The 18944-nt window shown below is 37.1% G+C and carries 21 protein-coding genes and 1 pseudogene; 9 read left to right on the top strand and 13 right to left on the bottom strand.

The genetic code is table 11. The annotated features are described in order from the left end of the window. Positions 1–94 precede the first annotated feature (94 nt). Genes BN1208_RS07305 through BN1208_RS06465 form a run of 4 tightly spaced genes read left to right on the top strand, consistent with a single transcriptional unit; the run spans position 95 to position 3142 of the window. A complete protein-coding gene (locus BN1208_RS07305; protein ID WP_156157797.1) occupies positions 95–250 on the top strand; it encodes a hypothetical protein in 156 nt (51 codons plus the stop codon). Continuing rightward, positions 250–2022 carry a tetratricopeptide repeat protein gene (locus BN1208_RS06455; protein WP_046488913.1) on the top strand — a complete coding sequence of 591 codons (1773 nt, stop codon included), beginning with the start codon at positions 250–252 and terminating at the stop codon, positions 2020–2022. The genes BN1208_RS07305 and BN1208_RS06455 overlap by 1 nt, the downstream gene beginning before the upstream one ends. Beyond that, positions 2022–2699 (top strand): glycosyltransferase, encoded by a 678-nt coding sequence (locus BN1208_RS06460; protein ID WP_046488914.1) that lies wholly within the window; start codon positions 2022–2024, stop codon positions 2697–2699. Before BN1208_RS06455 ends, BN1208_RS06460 begins: the two co-directional genes overlap by 1 nt. A 23-nt stretch (positions 2700–2722) precedes the next feature. Then, entirely contained in the window at positions 2723–3142 is a 420-nt protein-coding gene (locus BN1208_RS06465; RefSeq protein WP_046489405.1) for a secondary thiamine-phosphate synthase enzyme YjbQ, read from the top strand. 33 nt (positions 3143–3175) lie between these two features. On the opposite strand, the gene BN1208_RS06470 is transcribed toward BN1208_RS06465, so the two are convergent. The 5 genes from BN1208_RS06470 to BN1208_RS06490 all read right to left on the bottom strand — a co-directional run bounded on the left by BN1208_RS06470 (position 3176) and on the right by BN1208_RS06490 (position 7663). Further along, entirely contained in the window at positions 3176–3433 is a 258-nt protein-coding gene (locus tag BN1208_RS06470; RefSeq protein WP_046488915.1) for a hypothetical protein, read from the bottom strand. 75 nt (positions 3434–3508) lie between these two features. After that, positions 3509–4738, bottom strand: coding sequence for a porin (locus BN1208_RS06475; RefSeq protein WP_046488916.1), 1230 nt, complete (start codon positions 4736–4738; stop codon positions 3509–3511). A gap of 195 nt (positions 4739–4933) precedes the next feature. Beyond that, positions 4934–6058 carry a deoxyguanosinetriphosphate triphosphohydrolase gene (locus BN1208_RS06480; RefSeq protein ID WP_046488917.1) on the bottom strand — a complete coding sequence of 375 codons (1125 nt, stop codon included), beginning with the start codon at positions 6056–6058 and terminating at the stop codon, positions 4934–4936. Beyond that, positions 6055–7143 (bottom strand): 3-dehydroquinate synthase, encoded by a 1089-nt coding sequence (gene aroB / locus BN1208_RS06485; protein WP_046488918.1) that lies wholly within the window; start codon positions 7141–7143, stop codon positions 6055–6057. Before aroB ends, BN1208_RS06480 begins: the two co-directional genes overlap by 4 nt. A 4-nt stretch (positions 7144–7147) precedes the next feature. Further along, positions 7148–7663 (bottom strand): shikimate kinase, encoded by a 516-nt coding sequence (locus BN1208_RS06490; protein WP_046488919.1) that lies wholly within the window; start codon positions 7661–7663, stop codon positions 7148–7150. A gap of 141 nt (positions 7664–7804) precedes the next feature. Between BN1208_RS06490 and BN1208_RS06495 the strand changes: the two genes are divergently transcribed. From BN1208_RS06495 to BN1208_RS06510, 4 genes are read left to right on the top strand one after another with little or no spacing between them, the layout of a single operon-like run. After that, a complete protein-coding gene (locus BN1208_RS06495) occupies positions 7805–10087 on the top strand; it encodes a penicillin-binding protein 1A (protein ID WP_082092880.1) in 2283 nt (760 codons plus the stop codon). Positions 10088–10107: 20 nt separating this feature from the next. Beyond that, positions 10108–10686, top strand: coding sequence for a hypothetical protein (locus tag BN1208_RS06500; RefSeq protein ID WP_046488921.1), 579 nt, complete (start codon positions 10108–10110; stop codon positions 10684–10686). A gap of 2 nt (positions 10687–10688) precedes the next feature. Then, complete coding sequence (locus tag BN1208_RS06505; protein ID WP_046488922.1) at positions 10689–11411, top strand: hypothetical protein; 723 nt, start codon at positions 10689–10691, stop codon at positions 11409–11411. Further along, positions 11404–12273 carry an FkbM family methyltransferase gene (locus tag BN1208_RS06510; RefSeq protein ID WP_046488923.1) on the top strand — a complete coding sequence of 290 codons (870 nt, stop codon included), beginning with the start codon at positions 11404–11406 and terminating at the stop codon, positions 12271–12273. The genes BN1208_RS06505 and BN1208_RS06510 overlap by 8 nt, the downstream gene beginning before the upstream one ends. On the opposite strand, the pseudogene BN1208_RS06515 reads toward BN1208_RS06510, so the two are convergent. Continuing rightward, a pseudogene (locus tag BN1208_RS06515) lies at positions 12270–12488 on the bottom strand (porphobilinogen synthase); the annotation flags it as partial. The gene BN1208_RS06510 and the pseudogene BN1208_RS06515 sit on opposite strands and share 4 nt — an antisense overlap. Positions 12489–12530: 42 nt before the next feature. Here BN1208_RS06515 and BN1208_RS07310 point away from each other — a divergent pair. Continuing rightward, positions 12531–12674: a hypothetical protein gene (locus tag BN1208_RS07310; RefSeq protein ID WP_156157798.1), complete on the top strand. Its 144-nt coding sequence runs from the start codon at positions 12531–12533 to the stop codon at positions 12672–12674. A 1-nt stretch (position 12675) separates the two neighbouring features. Here the strand turns inward: BN1208_RS07310 and BN1208_RS06520 are convergent, their stop codons facing one another. Genes BN1208_RS06520 through rpe form a run of 7 tightly spaced genes read right to left on the bottom strand, consistent with a single transcriptional unit; the run spans position 12676 to position 18907 of the window. Continuing rightward, a complete protein-coding gene (locus BN1208_RS06520) occupies positions 12676–13359 on the bottom strand; it encodes a hypothetical protein (protein ID WP_046488925.1) in 684 nt (227 codons plus the stop codon). Positions 13360–13363: 4 nt separating this feature from the next. After that, positions 13364–14356: a porphobilinogen synthase gene (gene hemB / locus BN1208_RS06525; protein ID WP_046488927.1), complete on the bottom strand. Its 993-nt coding sequence runs from the start codon at positions 14354–14356 to the stop codon at positions 13364–13366. Between the two features lie 5 nt (positions 14357–14361). Then, on the bottom strand, positions 14362–15153 hold the full coding sequence (trpC, locus tag BN1208_RS06530) for an indole-3-glycerol phosphate synthase TrpC (protein WP_046488929.1): 792 nt from the start codon (positions 15151–15153) through the stop codon (positions 14362–14364). Further along, entirely contained in the window at positions 15146–16132 is a 987-nt protein-coding gene (gene trpD / locus BN1208_RS06535; RefSeq protein WP_046488932.1) for an anthranilate phosphoribosyltransferase, read from the bottom strand. Before trpD ends, trpC begins: the two co-directional genes overlap by 8 nt. Next, the gene (locus tag BN1208_RS06540; protein ID WP_046488935.1) at positions 16125–16694 is read right to left on the bottom strand and encodes an anthranilate synthase component II; all 570 of its coding nucleotides are present in this window, start codon (positions 16692–16694) and stop codon (positions 16125–16127) included. Before BN1208_RS06540 ends, trpD begins: the two co-directional genes overlap by 8 nt. 3 nt (positions 16695–16697) lie before the next feature. Beyond that, positions 16698–18170: an anthranilate synthase component I gene (trpE, locus tag BN1208_RS06545; RefSeq protein WP_046488937.1), complete on the bottom strand. Its 1473-nt coding sequence runs from the start codon at positions 18168–18170 to the stop codon at positions 16698–16700. Between the two features lie 38 nt (positions 18171–18208). Beyond that, a complete protein-coding gene (gene rpe / locus BN1208_RS06550; RefSeq protein WP_046488939.1) occupies positions 18209–18907 on the bottom strand; it encodes a ribulose-phosphate 3-epimerase in 699 nt (232 codons plus the stop codon). Positions 18908–18944: the final 37 nt, after the last annotated feature.

Below are 18944 nucleotides of genomic sequence, written 5' to 3' on the forward strand. Positions count from 1 at the left end.
TGGATTAACTTCATTAATCGATGCATGTGATTATATAGTCACAATAAGCAATGCTACTGCACATATTGCAGGTGCATTGCATAAGGAAACTTATTTGCTTTTACCTTATGCTTTTGGAAAAATTTGGTATTGGGGTGAGTCTCGCGATTACTCATTATGGTATCCTGCTGTAAAAATATATCGAAATACTAAATCCCATTCATGGGATGAAACAATTGATGATTTATCAAAAAAAATAAGGGCAAGATAATGGGTGAGTTATCACTTGCTATTCAATATCATCGATCAAATAACCTCTCATTAGCAGAAGAGATTTATCACTCGTTTCTCGAAAGGAATCCGGAGCACCCCCTAGCCCTCTCATTATTAGGGACTGTATATATTCAAAAAAAATTCCCAAAAAAAGCAATTCCCTTATTTAATAAATCAATAGAACTTGATCCTAGCCAGCCTTTCTCTTTTTGTAATTTAGGGATTGCTGAATATGAGTTAAAACGTTATGAGTCGTCATGTAACAATTTAAGTAAGGCTATCTTATTAAAGGTAGATTATTTTGAGGCATTTAACGCACTAGGTAAGACGCATATAAAACTTGGTTTTAATGAAAAGGCTTTTGAAAACTTTACAATGGCACTTAATATCAACCCAAGGTTCTGCGAGGCATATCTCAATAGAGCTGATTTATATAATTCTTTGGAAAATTTTAATAAGGCTCTGGATGACTATAAAAATGCGATTAATATAGATCCGTCAGAGCCATTCTTAATTCAAAAGTATGGGGCCTTTTTAATAAAACTTCACCTATATGACCAAGCTATTTCTGAGTTTGAAAATATATTAGAAATTTATCCAAATAATAAATCTGTACTTTTAAATCTTGGTATTTGCCTCCAAAAGAAAAGAAATTTTTTTAGAGCTTCTGAAATTTATAATACCCTCTTACAGTTGGATAGAAATAATTTGGAAGCACTTAATAATAAGGCTTATATATACCAATGTCTTGGCGAGTATGATGAGGCAATAAATTTATATAAAAAAATTATTAAAATTGATAAGCATTTTCCCTATGCCCATCTCAACACGGCTGTAATTATGCTAAATAAGGAAGAGTTTTTAGATGGCTGGAAATTTTACGAATATAGGACAAAATGTGAGGATATGTTTCGTCTCCTAAAATCTTCAAAACCAGAAGTTCAAAGCTTTAATACATCAGATAAAACAATCTTTATTTGGGCAGAACAAGGTATTGGTGATCAAATCATTTATGCTAGTTTATTATTCGATGCTTTCAAAACGAAAAATAAATTTTACGTTTCCGTAGACTCCAGACTTATTAGTCTTTTTAAACGATCTTTCTCTCAATTTGATAATGTCACTTTTATTTCAGCAGATGAAAAACTATTAGAGTCAAAATATGATTTTCATTTACCCATGGGTAGTTTAGGTAAATTTTTCAGAAATTCAATCCAAGATTTTGATACGCATCCCTTAGCTTATTTAAAAGCAGATCAAAGAGAAGTTGATTCTCTCAAAAAAGAATTAAAAAAAGAGGGTTTTAAAGTATGTGGTATTTCATGGAAAAGTAATAATAAAGAGATTGGGGAAGCTAAAACTTTATCTCTAACACAGCTTCTACCAATACTTTCAATACCAAATACTATTTTTATAGATTTACAATATGATGATAATTTAGAAGAAAAAGAAAAATTTTTAAATGAATATGGCATTGAAATAAAATCTATCAATGAAATTGATAACTATAATAATTTAGATGGATTAACTTCATTAATCGATGCATGTGATTATATAGTCACAATAAGCAATGCTACTGCACATATTGCAGGTGCATTGCATAAGGAAACTTATTTGCTTTTACCTTATGCTTTTGGAAAAATTTGGTATTGGGGTGAGTCTCGCGATTACTCATTATGGTATCCTGCTGTAAAAATATATCGAAATACTAAATCCCATTCATGGGATGAAACAATTGATGATTTATCAAAAAAAATAAGGGCAAGATAATGGGTGAGAAAATTAATGTTGTTGTTGGTTTTGATCAAAAAGAAGCGATTGCTTTTCATACCTTTACACAAAGTGTTATTGAGAAATCCTCACTACCAGTTACTTTTACACCTTTAGCAGTTAATACCTTGAAAGATTATAAAGAGGAGCATACTGATGGGAGTAATGCTTTTATTTACTCAAGATTCTTAACGCCATATCTAAATGACTTTAAAGGCTGGGCTATATTTGCTGATGGCGATATGATTTGTCAGGCTGATATCAAGGAGCTTTGGGATTTAAGAGATGAATCTAAGGCACTTCTTGTTGTGAAACATAATTATAAAACCAAGGCCTCGCAAAAATATCTTGGTAACATCAATGAAAACTATCCTAGAAAAAACTGGTCAAGTGTTGTTCTCTGGAATTGTAGCCATCCGAGTCATAAAATACTTACCCCTGATTTTATTGCTAAGCAAACTGGTAAATATCTCCACCGTTTCTCATGGCTTAATGATAACGATATTGGAGAGCTCCCTATGGAATGGAATTGGCTTGCCATTGAGTATCCTATCAATATAAAAGCTAAACTAATCCACTTTACGCTTGGCACTCCATGTTTTATGAACTACAGAAATACAGAGATGGCAAATTACTGGCTTGAGGCAAACAAACGATCACTTCAAGGTTTTGAATAAATTTTTTATAGAAAATGTTTGCTATGAAAACTTACCGAAAAGAACTTTGGTTCAACGCTCCAGCCAGAATGCACTTTACAAACATCACTCCAGACGTGAGAGAGTGCCTGTTAGCGAGCGGTATCAAAGAGGGGCTAATTCTTGTGAATGCGATGCATATAACTGCGAGTGTATTTATTAACGATGACGAGTCGGGATTGCATCATGATTATAAGGTATGGTTAGAAGCTTTAGCTCCTCATGAGCCCCTGAGCCATTACCACCATAACAATACCGGTGAAGACAATGCTGATGCACACATCAAACGCCAGATCATGGGTCGTGAGGTGGTAGTTGCTGTCACCTCTGGAAAGCTCGACTTTGGTCCTTGGGAACAAATTTTCTACGGTGAATTTGATGGGCGACGAAAAAAAAGGGTGCTTGTTAAGATTATCGGGGAATAGTAAACCACTTTAATAGTAACTTTATTATGGTTGCTAAGTTTTACACTGAAATTTGATCTGACGATGCACACCTGAACTATCAAATTTTTCCTCTAAGACAATATAGCCCTTATCACAAGTATTTTGAGCTTTTTGGTAACAGGAGCCTATTGTTTCTGCCAATCCGCTGCACGTAGTCATATAAATATTATTTTTACGATCGACCAAATTGACAGGCTGTTCTTGCGGATTCATTAAAGACTTGCAGGAAAGAATAGGGATCATTAAAAGTAATACACTAATTTTCTTCAATTATATTTCCTTAAAGAAAAAAACGGCATCCGAAGATGCCGTTTTTATTTTTATACTATTAAGAACTTAGAGATCTTAGAAGAATAAAATAGCACCAAGTGAGCCTGTTGTATTCTCGTTCTTTAGGCCACCGTGTGCTTTAGTTTCAACCTGATTCCATTCAGCCACTAAATTTAAGTGCTTAGTGAGTGGGTGATATAGACCAGCTGTTATTCTTTCATTGCTATCAACTAAAGTATTACTTGCTGAAGACTCACCAGAAGCTAAATCTAGATTAGATCTTCCGAAAGCAAGGCCAAACTTAGTTGCTGTAGGTAACTTATATGTAAGTTGAACATAGCCACCATCAGAGTCTCTCTTACCGCTACCAGTTTTGTAACCTTGAGAGAGGAATGTTGTAGTTCCTAGACCTTCGCCTGAGTAGTAGTAACCTGTAAGACCCACATTTCCAGCATTAACGTTTGCTCCGATATCAGCTGCAGTTGCAGAATATTCGTAAGCTGTTCCGCTTGGAACACCAGCATTGTTGTCAGCTGTCTTTACTTTCATAGAAGCGCCACCAACCCAAATTTTGCCTGAGAAATTATCTGCAGCAAATGAGTAAGAAGCTTTACCTTCTATACCAAAACGATCTTGAAACAATAATGAAGAAGCACTTGCTACTCCAGTTGAAGTTAAGCCTTGATTTGGATTAGTAATACCAACTGTTGCTTGGAAACCATTGAAGTTAGGAGTCGTATAAGCTACTTGACCTTTCCATGCAGCATAAACATAACCAGTACCAATACCACCAAGTGTTGTAGCGCCACCTGAATTAAGTGCACCAGCGCCAACACCTAATAATGTCATGTCATTTAGGATTGCATCGCTAGCAAAAATACCGATATCTTTACCAAGCTTTACGCTACCCCATGATTTGTCACCGAATGTAAGATAAGATTGGCGGAATAAAGGCGTAGCTGTATCACCTGCTGCACCGTTATCTGAAACGTTTGGTTGCATTGAGATTGTAAAAGATACATCTGTATCATTTTGACGTGTTGTACCAGTAAAGCCTAACCATGATGGAAGAAGACCTGTGTTAATACCTTGAGTCTGATCTTCGTTTTGCGAGTCTTTGCCTGCAGCTATACCACCAGTGATAGAAGCTGCATGATCAGTTTTCGTCCAGTTTGCAAAAGCGTTCACGTTACCGTTAACGTCTAGCGTCCATTCACCAGCTGGAATGATGATACCAGCATTAGAAGCATGTGAGCTAAGTGCTAAAACTGCACCCGCTACCGCTAATTTAATATTCTTGTTCATATATTTCTCCTGTTGTTTTTAAAACCTCATCAATTTCTTGATGAGAAAGTTCGCGAACTTTCCCAATGAATAAAAGCTTCAATAAGAAGGTTAAGTGAATTATGCGGTATCAAACTGGGCAATCGCAAGTATTTTTAGTGTTTTTTACGACATTTGTGAAGTTTTATAGATTTTTGTTGTAGATTTACAACAAAACTAATTTAAGCTATGATTTATATGTAATTTTTTATACTCACGAATTGCGAAGCGATCCGTCATTCCAGCAATATAGTCCGCAATCACGCGCGGTTTTTCCTCTTTCCCGATAGATTGATAGTCAGAAGGTATTAGATTGAGATCATCCATGTATACCTTAAACAGACCCTCAATGGTCTTCGCTGCCTTATCTGTCATCTCGGTCACCTTGGGGTGAAGATATAAAGACTTCCTTAAGAACTGTTTTAACTCAAGCTGCTTTTCTGCCATCTCGATCGAAAAATCAATCATGGGGCCATTAAGTCTGACCTCATCGACATTTTTAGGTTTTGATACCTTTATATAGGAGAGGCTAGTTCGACATAAATCATCCACTAAACTATGGATCATTCGGCGGATCGTTTCATGGACAAGTCTTTTTTGAGATAAATCAGGATAAAGGCCTTTGACTTTTAGAGCATGCTCTTTAAAAAGAGAAACTTCCATCAATTGATCGATCGTTAAAAGTCCTGAACGAATGCCGTCATCAATATCGTGATTGTTATAAGCAATCTCATCAGCAAAATTGGCAATCTGTCCCTCGAGCGTTGTTTCGGTTTTATCCAAAAATCTTTGTCCGACATCGCCTAACTTTTGAGCATTTTTAATGGAACAGTGTTTTAGGATGCCTTCTCTTGTTTCAAAGGTCAGATTAAGTCCATCAAATTCAGCATACCTTTGTTCCAAAAGATCCACGACCCGAAGTGACTGAAGATTATGTTCGAATCCTCCATAATCTTTCATGCAACGGTTTAAGGCGTCCTGCCCTGCGTGGCCAAAAGGGGTGTGGCCTAAGTCGTGAGCTAATGCTATAGCCTCGGCTAAATCCTCATGAAGATTTAAAGTGCGCGCAATGCTTCTTGCAATTTGCGCGACTTCCAAGCTATGCGTTAAACGCGTTCTAAATAAATCACCTTCGTGATTAACGAACACTTGCGTTTTATATTCAAGGCGTCGAAAGGCGGTGGAATGAATCACGCGATCTCGATCGCGCTGAAAATCATTTCTTAAAGCTGAGGTTTCTTCTTTTAAACGTCGGCCGCGAGATTGTTCTGGATGTGCAGCATAAGGTGCCAACTTCATCATACTGAAAAGTTTGAATTTTGAAGTGTGGTCTTTAAATGTTTTGAATCGTAATCACTTGTAATAACAGAATCGCCAATCCCTTTTTGAAGAACTAATCTAATTTTTCCATCGACGACTTTTTTATCCATGCTCATGAGTGCCATATATTGATCTTCAGTAATCTTTGGAGGATCAATAGGAAGCTTAGCTTCTTTTAAAAGTTTAACGATACGATTAAATTCATTATCTTTTACCCAGCCCATGAGTTTTGATAAATGCGCTGCCATCACCATACCGGTTGCCACAGCTTCACCATGAAGCCAAACACCATAGCCCATGGCATTTTCAATGGCGTGCCCAAAAGTATGTCCAAGATTTAATGTAGCTCTCACACCTGATTCATGTTCATCCATCTCTACTACATCTGCCTTGTTTTGACATGAGCGCTGGATCGCTTCAATAAGGAGCGATGGATTTAATTTTATTAAACCTTCAATATTTTTTTCAAGCCAATTAAAAAAAGCCTCATCACGAATGAGTCCATATTTAATGACTTCTGCCATGCCTGCTGAAAATTCTCTCTGAGGCAAGGTTTTTAAAGTATCAATATCTGCGATCACACATTGGGGCTGATAAAAAGCACCGATCATATTTTTACCCATGGGGTGATTAATCCCTGTTTTACCACCGACGGATGAGTCCACTTGTGATAAAAGTGTGGTAGGGATTTGTATAAAAGGAACACCTCTTAAATAAGTCGCTGCGGCATAGCCTGTCATGTCGCCTATGACACCACCCCCTAATGCAATAAGTGTGACAGTGCGTTCACATTTTTCTTTTAACAGTACGTCGTAAATAAGATTTAAGGTTTCTTGATTTTTATAAGATTCGCCATCGGGCAAGATAATTGGAAACGCTTTAATACCATGCTCTTTTAAAAGAGTTAGTAATGGATCGAGATATAAAGGTGCGACAGTCGTATTAGTTACAATCGCAACATGCTTTTGTTTTAAATGGGGCTCAATCAATTTGATTTGAGACAGCAAGCCCTCTCCAATATAAATTGGATAAGATCGATTCTCTAGTTGGATATGGAGTGTTTGCATGTGCCTAACTTAATAATGACTCAATTTTATGAATAATCGTTTGTGTTTTTTGTTGCCCTGTATCGACGACGAATGACGCCACATTTAAATACAAAGGGTGCCTATCTTTATACAACTGATTTAAGGTATCCAACATATTGCCTTGTTGTAAAAGTGGGCGATCTTTATCGTAAGCCATACGCTTAGCTAAGTGCTGAGGTTTGGCATTTAAATAAATGACCTTACCTCTTTCTTTTAGAAGTGCTCGATTCTCTGCACTTAATACCGCACCCCCGCCTGTCGCTAAAATAATATCTTTTTTACTCGATAACTCATCAATCATCTGCGTTTCTCTTTTGCGAAAACCTTCTTCACCCTCGAGCTCAAAAATGACCGCCACTTTAACGCCCAATTTTTTTTCAATTTCATGATCAGTATCATAAAAAGTTTTTTTGAGTTTTTTGGCTAACAATTTACCTATGGTCGTTTTCCCAGCGCCCATGAGTCCTACAAAAAAAATATTGTCATTAATCGTTGCCATGACGAACTAGCTTTATATTCAAGAATACTGATTATTTTAAGGGATTAATGAGGTAATGGCTCGAATTGCCTACAAATAATCCTCAACACCTTTTATAATGTGGGCTCATATAAAAATTCAGAGTCATTATTCATTTTAGTTATGGCAAAACCCACTTTTTTTAAACGCCTCATGTTGTGGTTTTTCATAAGCTTAAGTGCGATCGGGGCCTTGGTGGCTTTAACCATAGCACTTGTCATTCCCTCATTACCCTCGCTTGAATCACTGACAGAATATCGCCCTAAACTCCCTTTAAGAGTCTATAGCTCGGATGGTTTTCTCATGGCTGAATTCGGAGAAGAACGCCGCGCCTTCATTAAAATTCAACAAGTGCCCAAAAAAATGAAGAACGCTATTTTAGCTATCGAAGACCGTCGTTTTTATCAACACAAAGGGGTTGATGCCGTGGGTGTTGGGCGTGCGATTGTCAAAAATTTAGCTGGGGCTTCTCATGAGGGGGCAAGTACGATTACGATGCAAGTCGCACGTAATTTTTTTCTTTCATCCGATAAAACTTTAAGACGAAAAATTAGTGAAGTTTTTCTTTCCTATAAAATTGAAAAGAATTTAAATAAGGATCAAATTTTAGAGCTTTATATTAACCAAATTTATTTGGGTCAACGTGCCTACGGTTTTGGTGCAGCAGCTCTCGTCTATTATGGCAAGCCTCTAGAAAAACTCACTTTAGCTGAATGTGCACTTTTAGCAGGCCTGCCAAAAGCGCCTTCGAATTACAATCCATTCACCAATCCAAAACGTGCTATTCAACGCCAACGTGAAGTGTTAAAAAATATGTTGCGTTACGAATTTATTGATCAAAAAGCTTTTGAAGAAGCGATGAATCAAACGCTTCATTTCAAAGAGTCCAGACAATCCAGAGATTTAATGGCTGATCATGCATCTGAAATGGTAAGACAAACACTTTATGATCAATATAAAGAGGATATCTATACGAGCGGCATCAAAGTCTATACCACGATTAAAAAAGCAAACCAAGAAGCAGCTAATGAAGCGGTATTAAGAGGGATCTTAGATTACGATCGTCGTCATGAGTATCGAGGCCCAGAAAAAATCATCGATTTAGAAGGTAAAAAATTTGAAGATCAAAAAGCTAAGATTACAGATACGCTTGATGGCATAGAGGAATACAACGGATTTATTCCAGCCGTGGTGATTAAAGCTGAATCTAAATATGTTCAAGCGTTCACTAAAAAAGGTGACATGGTTGATATTAAAAATGATGGTTTAGCCCTCATTCAAAAAACTTTGATTGACAAAGACCCTAAAAATAGAAAAGTTAAACCAGGCGCTATTATTCGTGTCATTCAAAAAAATAAACAATGGGAGGTGGTACAACTTCCTAAAGTAGAAGCGTCATTAGTCTCAATGGATCCTCAAACGGGAGCGATTACGGCCCTCGTTGGTGGCTTTGATTTCAATCGAAATAAATATAACCATGTCACGCAAGCGAAACGCCAGCCTGGCTCTACTTTCAAGCCCTTCATTTATTCAGCAGCCTTGGAAAAAGGTATCACACCTGCCACCATTGTGAATGATGCACCACTTCATTTCTCAGCAGCTGAAACGGGAAGTGGTATGGATTGGGATCCACAAAATTATGATAATGATTTTGATGGGCATATCAGGCTTCGAAATGGTTTAGCAAAATCTAAAAATTTAGTTGCTATTCGCGTGCTAAAAGCAATTGGTGCGCCTTATGCGCAAGACTATGCATCACGCTTTGGTTTTGACCCTGCAAATCATCCTGCTTACTTATCCATGGGCTTGGGAGTTGGCTCTGCCACACTTATCGAAATGGTAACTGCATATGGTGTATTTGCAAACGGAGGTTATCTCAAAAAACCTTATCTTATTGAAAAGATGGTTGATAGTCAGGGTCAAGTCATCGATCAAACATATACGATGTTCCAAAACGAAGAAATACCGCGTGTCATTGATCCTAGAAATGCGTTTATCATGACGACCCTTTTACAAGACGTAGTCAATAAAGGAACAGCTCAAAAAGCTAAGGCATTAGGTCGATCAGATATTGCAGGCAAAACAGGCACCACAAATAATCAAGTCGATGCATGGTTCGCAGGTTATGCGCCCTCACAGGTCGCCATTGCATGGATTGGATTTGATCAGCCTAAGTCATTAGGTAAAGATGAAACAGGCTCTCAAGCTGCTCTTCCTATATGGATTAAATATATGCAGACCGCTCTCAAAGATACGCCTATACAAAATTTTGTGATGCCTGATGGTGTCATGATTCATAAAATTAAATCAGATACAGGTACGCCGGCTAATGAAAATGAAGAGGGCGTGAATGAATATTTCTATTCGGAATTTCCACCGCACAATGAGATACATCTCCTCAATTAATTTTTAAAAAAGTGTTTTATATGGCAAGACAAAGTAAACACATTCGATTCCAAGTTGCACATAAAGCCGCTCAAATGATGGCCGAAGAAGGTATCAGCGACTACGCATTTGCAAAACGTAAAGCCGCTAAATTTTTTGGGCTTGATGATGGGGACGCTTTACCTTCGAATGAAGAAATTAATGATGCCATTAAAGAACATCAAGCTATTTTTTTTGATGAAGAACATGAGGAGCGTCTTAAAGTATTAAGGCTTGAAGCATTAAGTCTCATGAAAAAATTAAATGCTTTTAATCCACATTTAACAGGTGGTGCATTAGATGGCACTGCTGGTCGATACCCCACACTTCATATTCAACTTTATGCTGACTCCATGAAAGAAGTAGAATTTTTTTTACTGAATCACAATATTGCATACGCAACTCGCGATCGAAAATCTCGCACCAAAGATCCAATGCAAGATAAAAAAAATATTCCAGTGTTAAAACTTGAAGGCTCAATGGGGCCTATTGAACTTTTGATTTATCACATTGATGATTTAAAGATTAACAAAGTAAAAGCCTCTATTAATGAAACTCAAGAGTTAATTGACAGGAATTAATTATGGTTAATAATTTAAAGCTGCAATTTGCTTTTTTTTGGGTGGGTCAAGATATTTTGATTCCTCAGGCTCTTGTAGACTCAATAAGATATGTTTATGGTAATGAAGCTTATATTTATCAATTAAGTGATAATAAAACTGCATCCATAAATGATGTGAATGAAGTTTTGAGAGATGAGTTACCGAATGACATCATGTTAGCTCGCTTGAGGGCATATAGTCTTGTTGTCACTCAAAATACTACTCTTTTTTTAGACGCAGACTCACTCGTAATCCAAAAACTAAAATTACCAGATTTCAATAAATTTATAGCATGTTTAGTAAAGCGTGATGATCAAACATCTATCATTAACCATAACTATCCTGAATATTATCCTGAGTTCGTTAATCAAAAATTTATTGATATCATGCCAATATTTTTTGGCTTAATAATAACTCCTGATGGAGGAAAACTTTTCAATGGTCTCTTTGAGATTGCTCTGAAGCTACCCGAAAGATTTCACAGATGGTATGGCGATCAAATGGTGATAGCTGAAGAATACAAAAAAAATAAAGAAAAATATTTCTTACTTCCACAAAAAGAGTATCTTTTTATTACAAGAAACTCTTTTAATCGAGACGAGTTAGTAGATTTAATAAGAATTGGGGTAAAAATTATAACTTTCAAGGGCCCATACTCAAAAGAATTCATACCACAAACATTGAAGGAGCTATTAGGTGAATGATTTAGAAAAATTAAATTTAGTTGCAAAAGCTAAAAGGAGCCAATTGCCAATAGAAAATAATTTTAATATTAACGATCTATCACTTATGCCGGAGTTCTTTAATTGGGTAAATTGTGATGTAGGATTGAAAGAGCAATTTCAAATGTTTTTGGGTGGTAAAGATGATGGTGTTGCCTTAAGATTTTTTTGGAATGGTTTCTACGAAAAATTTACCTTAAGAACATGGTCAAGGATAGCAAAAAATACTAGTGGATTCGTGCTTGATATTGGTGCTCATACAGGGTCTTATTCACTAGCAGCTCTTACTGCAAATAGAAATCTGAGCCTTTTAAGTTTTGAACCTCATTACATGAACTTTGCAAGGTTAATACTAAATTTTAACGCAAATAAGTTTAACACTAATAATATCTTTATGTGTTGCGTTGGTGATGAAAACAAATTTGTCCCCTTCTCAACTTCTACAAGTGTAAGCTATTTAACATCAGGAGGTTCTGTTGGACAAAAGTCAGGAGCAAAGGTAAATTCTGTTCAACAAGTTGCTTTAGACTCTTTTCTAATTGATGAGGTTATTCAAAATATTCGTTTAATAAAAATTGACGTAGAGGGATATGAGGCAAATGTACTTAAAGGTATGAAGAAAATACTAAATTACAAACCAACTATTTTTTTTGAGTGCATAGAAAAAAATTCTGCAAAATTAGTTCAAGAAATCTTATTTAGTTATGGGTATAATTTTTACGAAATAGACGACTTAACTGAAAAAATAACAAAAGTTAAAAAACTTGAGCCTCAGTTTGATGATGACAATAAATTAGTTATGCATAAGTTAAATCGTATTGCCAGCATTAATGAAACTTTTTAAGTTTCTTTTTTGATCCATCGCGCCACTTCCATGGCGTAGTAACTTAAGATCCCATCAGCCCCTGCGCGTTTAAATGCCAAGAGAGACTCCATCACAACCGCTTTTTCATCAAGCCAGCCGTTTTGTGAAGCTGCTTTAAGCATCGCATATTCACCACTCACTTGATAAGCGTAAGTTGGCACACCAAAAGTGGATTTCACACGATACACAATATCGCATACGAAACACGCGATCGAAAATCTCGTACCAAAGATCCGATGCAAGACAAAAGAGTTACTCCGATATTAAAGCTTGAAGGTTCCATGGGACCTATTGAACTTCTTATTTATCACATCGATGATTTAAAAATAAACAAATTAAAAGCATCAATTGAAGAAATAGAAAAACTTTTAGCAGCTTAAATTATTTTTTTAAATTTCCTTTGAAGTGTTTCATAAACTTTGAGAGTTCGGTAGAAGGCCAAACATTTAGTCCATAAACCCCTTTTGATAAATTATTTTCAGTAAGGCCATTAAATTCTCGTCTTACTACATCAAATACATATGCGTCATGCCATTCTGCAAGGGAAAATACCCTTCCGGAATCAAAGTACCAAAACCATCTTCGAATAAAACTTTTGCCATTATCATTTAAAAAGAATGCAACAAAACCAGATTCTGAATGATGCCAACTTGATCTACCCAGGTAAGTGACATCAAATCCCTCGACTATAGGCAATATATCCTGTTGTGTAATTTTTTTAAAAAATAACACATCTGCATCTATCCAAATTCTGTACCCTTCGTTGGGAAGGATATCATTGTTCATCGCTAAAACTTTTTGGCAAAATTTACTAGCTTGAAATCTATAATCATTTTTAACAGAATCAGGAAAATTAACTAACTCGGACTGCAAAAAATCTTGGACATCTGAGGACAATTTAAAATAAACAACATTTTTTCTTTGTGGATAATTTGAAGGGTCATCTTCTACGCCTATAAATAAATTAATATCATCCGAATCAAATGACTCTATGAAATTTTTTCCATACTCTACAAAACCATTTGGGCTAAAAGAAGAAACAAAAGAAATATTTTTATTGCTCATTTAATTAAATTTTTTGATTAAGCCAATTGGCTACTTCCATAGAGTAGTAGCTTAAAATACCATCAGCCCCTGCACGTTTAAAGGCTAAAAGTGATTCCATTACAACTGCTCTCTCGTCGAGCCAGCCATTTTGTGAAGCTGCTTTTAACATGGCATATTCGCCACTCACTTGATAAGCGTATGTCGGCACACCAAAAGTAGCTTTCACACGATAGACAATATCAAGATAAGGCAGTCCCGGTTTCACCAAAACCATGTCTGCACCTTCATTAATATCAAGCTCGACTTCAGTTAAAGCTTCGTCGGTATTTGCAGGATCCATTTGGTAACTATTCTTATCGCTCTTACCTAAATTTTTTGATGACCCTATCGCATCTCTAAACGGACCATAGAATGAGGAGGCATATTTAGCGGAATACGCTAGAATTTTTGTGTGAACAAATCCTTCTTTTTCTAATGCCTCACGAATTTTTCCAATGCGGCCATCCATCATATCTGACGGTGCCACAATATCAGCCCCAGCTTTAGCATGACTTAAAGCCTGTTTGATTAAGACTTTCACTGTTTCATCGTTGAGGACATAACCTGACGCATCAACCAAACCGTCTTGGCCATGACTTGTATAAGGATCGAGTGCTACATCTGTAATGACGCCAAGTTGGGGTACATGTTGTTTTAATAGCGCTACCACTCTTGGAATAAGGCCTTTTGGGTTATAAGCTTCTTTCGCATCTTCTGTTTTTAGGTTCGCATCAATCACTGGAAATAATGCAATCGCAGGGATACCTAATTTGAAACATTCTTTTGCGGTATCAATAATGAGATCAGCACTTTGACGTTTAATGCCTGGCATGGATGGAATCGCTTCTTCTTTTTGGTGTCCCTCCATGATAAACATAGGGTAAATTAAATCATCTGTTCGCAAATGATGTTCACGCATCAATCGACGCGAGAATTCATCTTTACGCATTCGTCTGGGTCTATTTGAATTTTCCATAATATTTAAAATTGAAATAAATTTTTTAAAGAGTGTCCTGGATCAGATTCTCGCATAAAAGCTTCACCGATGAGAAAGGTATTCACATGATAATCTTGCATCAACTTCACATCATCTGATGTAAAGATTCCTGACTCAGTCACAATAATTTTGTCAGCATTGATATGCTTTAATAAATCAAAAGTGGTGTTAAGCGAAACATCGAACGTTTTTAAATTACGGTTGTTAATACCTAGAAGTCTTGTCTTTAATTGCAATGCCAGATCAAGCTCCTCTTGATTATGCACTTCAACTAATACATTCATGCCTAAAGTGTGTGTAATTTCCTCGAGCTCTTGCATAAGGTCTAAAGAAAGTGCTGCTACAATAAGTAAAATACAATCAGCACCCATAGCATGCGCTTCATAAATTTGATAGGGATCTACCATAAAATCTTTGCGCAGTATGGGAAGGCTACATGCAGCTTTTGCTTCTTTTAAAAAATTGGCATGGCCTTGAAAATATTTTTGGTCAGTGAGCACAGATAAACAAGTCGCCCCACCTTTTTCATAAGAAACCGCAATCTCTTTCGGATTAAAATTTTCTCGGATGACACCTTTAGATGGGCTCGCTTTTTTAATTTCAGCAATGACAGCCGCTTTATTTTTTGAGAGTTGTGATTCAATGGCTTTTATAAAGCCTCTCGGTTGAGGAGTATTTTTTACTTCATCTTTGAGCTGATTCAGTGATTTAATTTTTTGTGATTCTTTAATTTCTTCAAATTTAGTGGCAATGATCGTATCAAGAATATTAGCCATGGGACGCCACCTTGAGTGCTTCTAATTTTTTTAATGCCAAACCTTGGTCAATCACTGATGCAGCTTTCTCAATACCTTCTTTTAAGGAAGACGAAATGCCACTGACATAAATAGCCGCCCCTGCGTTAAGGATTGTGATGTTGCGATGTGAGCCTAGACTACCATTTAGCACATCAAGCATCATAGTCTTCGATGCATCCGCATTTTCCACTTGAATCGTTTTAAGATCTGCTACGTCCAATCCAAAATCATCAGGCTGAATAGTGTAGGTTGTGATTGTTTTGTTTTTTAACTCTGTCACAGTGGTTGGGCTTGAGATAGAAATTTCATCCATACCATCTTCACCATGCACCACCATGACATGCTCACTTCCTAATTTTGATAACACCTCTGCCATGGTTTGTGTGAGCAACTTATCATAAACACCCAATACTTGACGCGTTGCCAATGCTGGATTTGCTAGGGGGCCTAAAACATTAAAAATGGTTCTGATACCTAATTTTTTTCGAACCGGTGCTGCATATCGCATCGCTGGATGAAAGTTAGGGGCAAACATAAACGCAATACCAATCTCATTCACAAGCGATGCCACTTTGTCTGCTGTTAAATTGACATTCACACCTAGAGCTTCTAATACATCAGCACTTCCACATTTAGATGATACTGAGCGACCGCCATGTTTCGCTACTTTCACACCGGCACTTGCGGCTACAATCGCACTCAAGGTCGACACATTAAATGTTTGAATGCCATCCCCTCCTGTGCCGCAGGTATCCACTAAATGTGTTTTATCCTGAATCACCACTTGTTTTGAAAATTGACGCATCACGGTTGCTGCGTCAAAAATATTGTCTGCAGTCACTCCTTTTTCATTGAGAGCTAACACATAAGATTCAATAATGTCGTCACTTAGGACACCTGACATTAAAGACTGCATAAAGTCTTTCACAGATAATTCTTTTGAGCCCATGTTAGCCATATGCTTTTAAAAAATTATTTAATAGATCGTGTCCATGTTCGGTGAGGACAGATTCAGGATGAAATTGAACACCTTCAATCGGAAGTGTCTTATGACGAACCCCCATAATTTCTTCATCATCGGTCCATGCCGTCACTTCTAAGCAATGAGGTAATGTTGCACGCTCAATCACCAGCGAATGATAACGTGTCGCTGTAAATGGATTTTTTATGTCTTTAAATACCCCTTGATCTGTATGATGAATTTTTGAAGTTTTGCCATGCATCAATGTTTTAGCATGAATAATTTTCCCCCCAAATGCTTGGCCAATGGTTTGATGGCCTAAGCAAACGCCTAGAATGGGAATGTCCCCTTTGAATGTATTCACAATTTCTACAGAAACCCCTGCCTCGTTGGGCGTGCATGGGCCAGGAGACAACACAATATACTGAGGATTCTTTTTTTTGATTTCATCAATCGTGATCTCATCATTACGATACACTTCAACCTCTTGTTTGAGCTCAGCCAAATACTGAACAAGGTTATAAGTAAATGAATCGTAGTTATCAATCATGAGCAACATAATTTATTTTCCTGATTGCACAATTTCTGCGGCACGTAATACGGCTTTCGCTTTGTTTTGTGTTTCAACCCATTCGTTATGTGGAATAGAATCGGCCACAATACCTGCGCCCGCTTGTACGTAAAGCATTTTATTTTTTATGACCCCTGTTCTAATGGCGATGGCCACATCCATATCACCATCAAAACCTAAATAACCTACAGCGCCAGCATAAATACCACGCTTGCTAGGTTCTAGTTCATGAATAATTTCCATCGCACGAACTTTAGGTGCACCACTGACCGTCCCTGCTGGGAAAGTGGCTTTCAAAACATCCATGGCATGCATATGGGGTTTTAATGTGCCTTCTACATTAGACACAATGTGCATGACATGTGAATAACGTTCAATGGTCATATTGTCCGTCACTTTCACAGAGCCTGATTGAGAAACACGTCCAATATCATTTCGACCTAAATCCATGAGTTGCACATGTTCTGCACATTCTTTAGGGTCGGCTAATAATTCTTTTTCTAATTTCAAATCTTCTTCTTCAGTTTTGCCGCGAGGTCGCGTGCCTGCAATGGGTCTTACCGTCACCGTTTCATCTTCAAGTCTCACTAAAATTTCAGGGGACGCACCCACTACATGATGATCATCCATATGGTAATAAAACATATAAGGGGAGGGATTTAACGTGCGAAGCGATTCGTAAAGAGCCACTGGGGGAGATTCAAATTTTTGCGACATCCTTTGCGATAACACAACTTGCATAATGTCGCCTTCAAAAATATAAGACTTTGCTTTTTCAACAGCTTTTTTAAATGCTTCTTCGCCAAATTCTGAATGCGCTTCTGTGAGATTTGATGTTTGAAGTGGCTCTGTCTTCATTGACTGATGGAGCTGATCATAAAGTTTATCTAATCTTGCAACACCTAAAACATAAGCATCTTTAATAGATGGATCTGCATAGCTCACAATAAAAATCTTTTTTGCTACATTGTCGACCACAATCAGCTCGTCAGACAGCATCAATAAAATATCAGGTACGCCTAAAATGTCTTTTGTTTTTTTATGTTTTAAACGAGATTCAATATATTGAATCGTCTCATATCCGAAATAACCCGCTAACCCACCTGCAAACCTGGGTAGCTCTATATCGTGAGGCACTTTAAATTGGCTCAAATAATTTTGAATAAAATCGAATGGATTTTGTGTGTTCTCTTTTTTAATCACTTTATTTTGATCAATCACTTCAATCACATCATCACGAATGACAATTCTTTTTTTAGAGGGGAGCCCAATAATCGAATAACGACCAAAGCGTTCGCCACCTTCCACCGATTCCAAAAGATATGAAAAGGGAAGATTAGCTAACTTCTGATAAATCGATAAAGGTGTTTCATGGCCCACATCAAAAGATTTGACTAAAGGAATGAAGTTAAAACCTTCAGCCTTGTAGGTATTAAATTTGTCTGATGTGATTAAAGTAGTCATGTTAGAAACGCACAAACATTTGTTGGTGCGTTTTTAAATTAAACAGTTGCGAGTGATGCGCGTAATGACTTTACCACGGTATCATAATGATTAGGGTCAGTATCTTTACCAGCACCAAAAATAGCAGAGCCCGCAACAAAAGTATCTGCTCCGGCTTTTGCAATTTCTGCGATGTTATTAGCGTTCACGCCTCCGTCCACTTCTAACCAAATTTGACGGCCCGTTTTTTCATAATAGGCATCAATTTTTTGACGAGCGATTCTAAGTTTATTAAGTGTTTCAGGAATGAATTTTTGACCGCCGAACCCTGGATTCACAGACATTAAAAGTATCATATCGATTTTATCCATCACGTGATCAAGGTAATCAAGTGGGGTCGCTGGATTAAATACCAAGCCTGATTTACATCCTGAGTCACGCACCAATGAAAGACTTCGATCAATATGATCTGAACCTTCAGGATGAAAAGTAATGATATTGGCCCCTGCTTTTGCAAAGTCAGGAATAATACGGTCTACGGGTTTTACCATCAAATGCACATCAATAATGGCATCTGTCACTGGGCGAATGGCTTCGCAAACTAAAGGGCCAATCGTTAAATTAGGTACGTAATGATTGTCCATCACATCAAAGTGAACAATATCAGTTCCTGACTTAATGACGTCGGCAATTTCTTGGCCAAGTTTCGCGAAATTCGCTGAAAGAATACTGGGGGCAATTCTAAATGTTTTATCCATATTTCTAGTGATCCCAAATGAAAGTTGAGTGAGATAT

Origin of the sequence: Candidatus Methylopumilus planktonicus (genome assembly GCF_000981505.1) — a bacterium.
In the GTDB taxonomy this organism is placed as follows: domain Bacteria; phylum Pseudomonadota; class Gammaproteobacteria; order Burkholderiales; family Methylophilaceae; genus Methylopumilus; species Methylopumilus planktonicus.

Coding starts and splice junctions, on each gene's coding strand:
- BN1208_RS06455 (WP_046488913.1), top strand. CDS start 250: ATGGGTGAGTTATCACTTGCTATTCAATATCATCGATCAAATAACCTC.
- BN1208_RS06460 (WP_046488914.1), top strand. CDS start 2,022: ATGGGTGAGAAAATTAATGTTGTTGTTGGTTTTGATCAAAAAGAAGCG.
- BN1208_RS06465 (WP_046489405.1), top strand. CDS start 2,723: ATGAAAACTTACCGAAAAGAACTTTGGTTCAACGCTCCAGCCAGAATG.
- BN1208_RS06475 (WP_046488916.1), bottom strand. CDS start 4,738: ATGAACAAGAATATTAAATTAGCGGTAGCGGGTGCAGTTTTAGCACTT.
- BN1208_RS06480 (WP_046488917.1), bottom strand. CDS start 6,058: ATGATGAAGTTGGCACCTTATGCTGCACATCCAGAACAATCTCGCGGC.
- aroB (WP_046488918.1), bottom strand. CDS start 7,143: ATGCAAACACTCCATATCCAACTAGAGAATCGATCTTATCCAATTTAT.
- BN1208_RS06490 (WP_046488919.1), bottom strand. CDS start 7,663: ATGGCAACGATTAATGACAATATTTTTTTTGTAGGACTCATGGGCGCT.
- BN1208_RS06495 (WP_082092880.1), top strand. CDS start 7,805: ATGGCAAAACCCACTTTTTTTAAACGCCTCATGTTGTGGTTTTTCATA.
- BN1208_RS06500 (WP_046488921.1), top strand. CDS start 10,108: ATGGCAAGACAAAGTAAACACATTCGATTCCAAGTTGCACATAAAGCC.
- BN1208_RS06505 (WP_046488922.1), top strand. CDS start 10,689: ATGGTTAATAATTTAAAGCTGCAATTTGCTTTTTTTTGGGTGGGTCAA.
- BN1208_RS07310 (WP_156157798.1), top strand. CDS start 12,531: ATGCAAGACAAAAGAGTTACTCCGATATTAAAGCTTGAAGGTTCCATG.
- BN1208_RS06520 (WP_046488925.1), bottom strand. CDS start 13,359: ATGAGCAATAAAAATATTTCTTTTGTTTCTTCTTTTAGCCCAAATGGT.
- hemB (WP_046488927.1), bottom strand. CDS start 14,356: ATGGAAAATTCAAATAGACCCAGACGAATGCGTAAAGATGAATTCTCG.
- trpC (WP_046488929.1), bottom strand. CDS start 15,153: ATGGCTAATATTCTTGATACGATCATTGCCACTAAATTTGAAGAAATT.
- trpD (WP_046488932.1), bottom strand. CDS start 16,132: ATGGCTAACATGGGCTCAAAAGAATTATCTGTGAAAGACTTTATGCAG.
- BN1208_RS06540 (WP_046488935.1), bottom strand. CDS start 16,694: ATGTTGCTCATGATTGATAACTACGATTCATTTACTTATAACCTTGTT.
- trpE (WP_046488937.1), bottom strand. CDS start 18,170: ATGACTACTTTAATCACATCAGACAAATTTAATACCTACAAGGCTGAA.
- rpe (WP_046488939.1), bottom strand. CDS start 18,907: ATGGATAAAACATTTAGAATTGCCCCCAGTATTCTTTCAGCGAATTTC.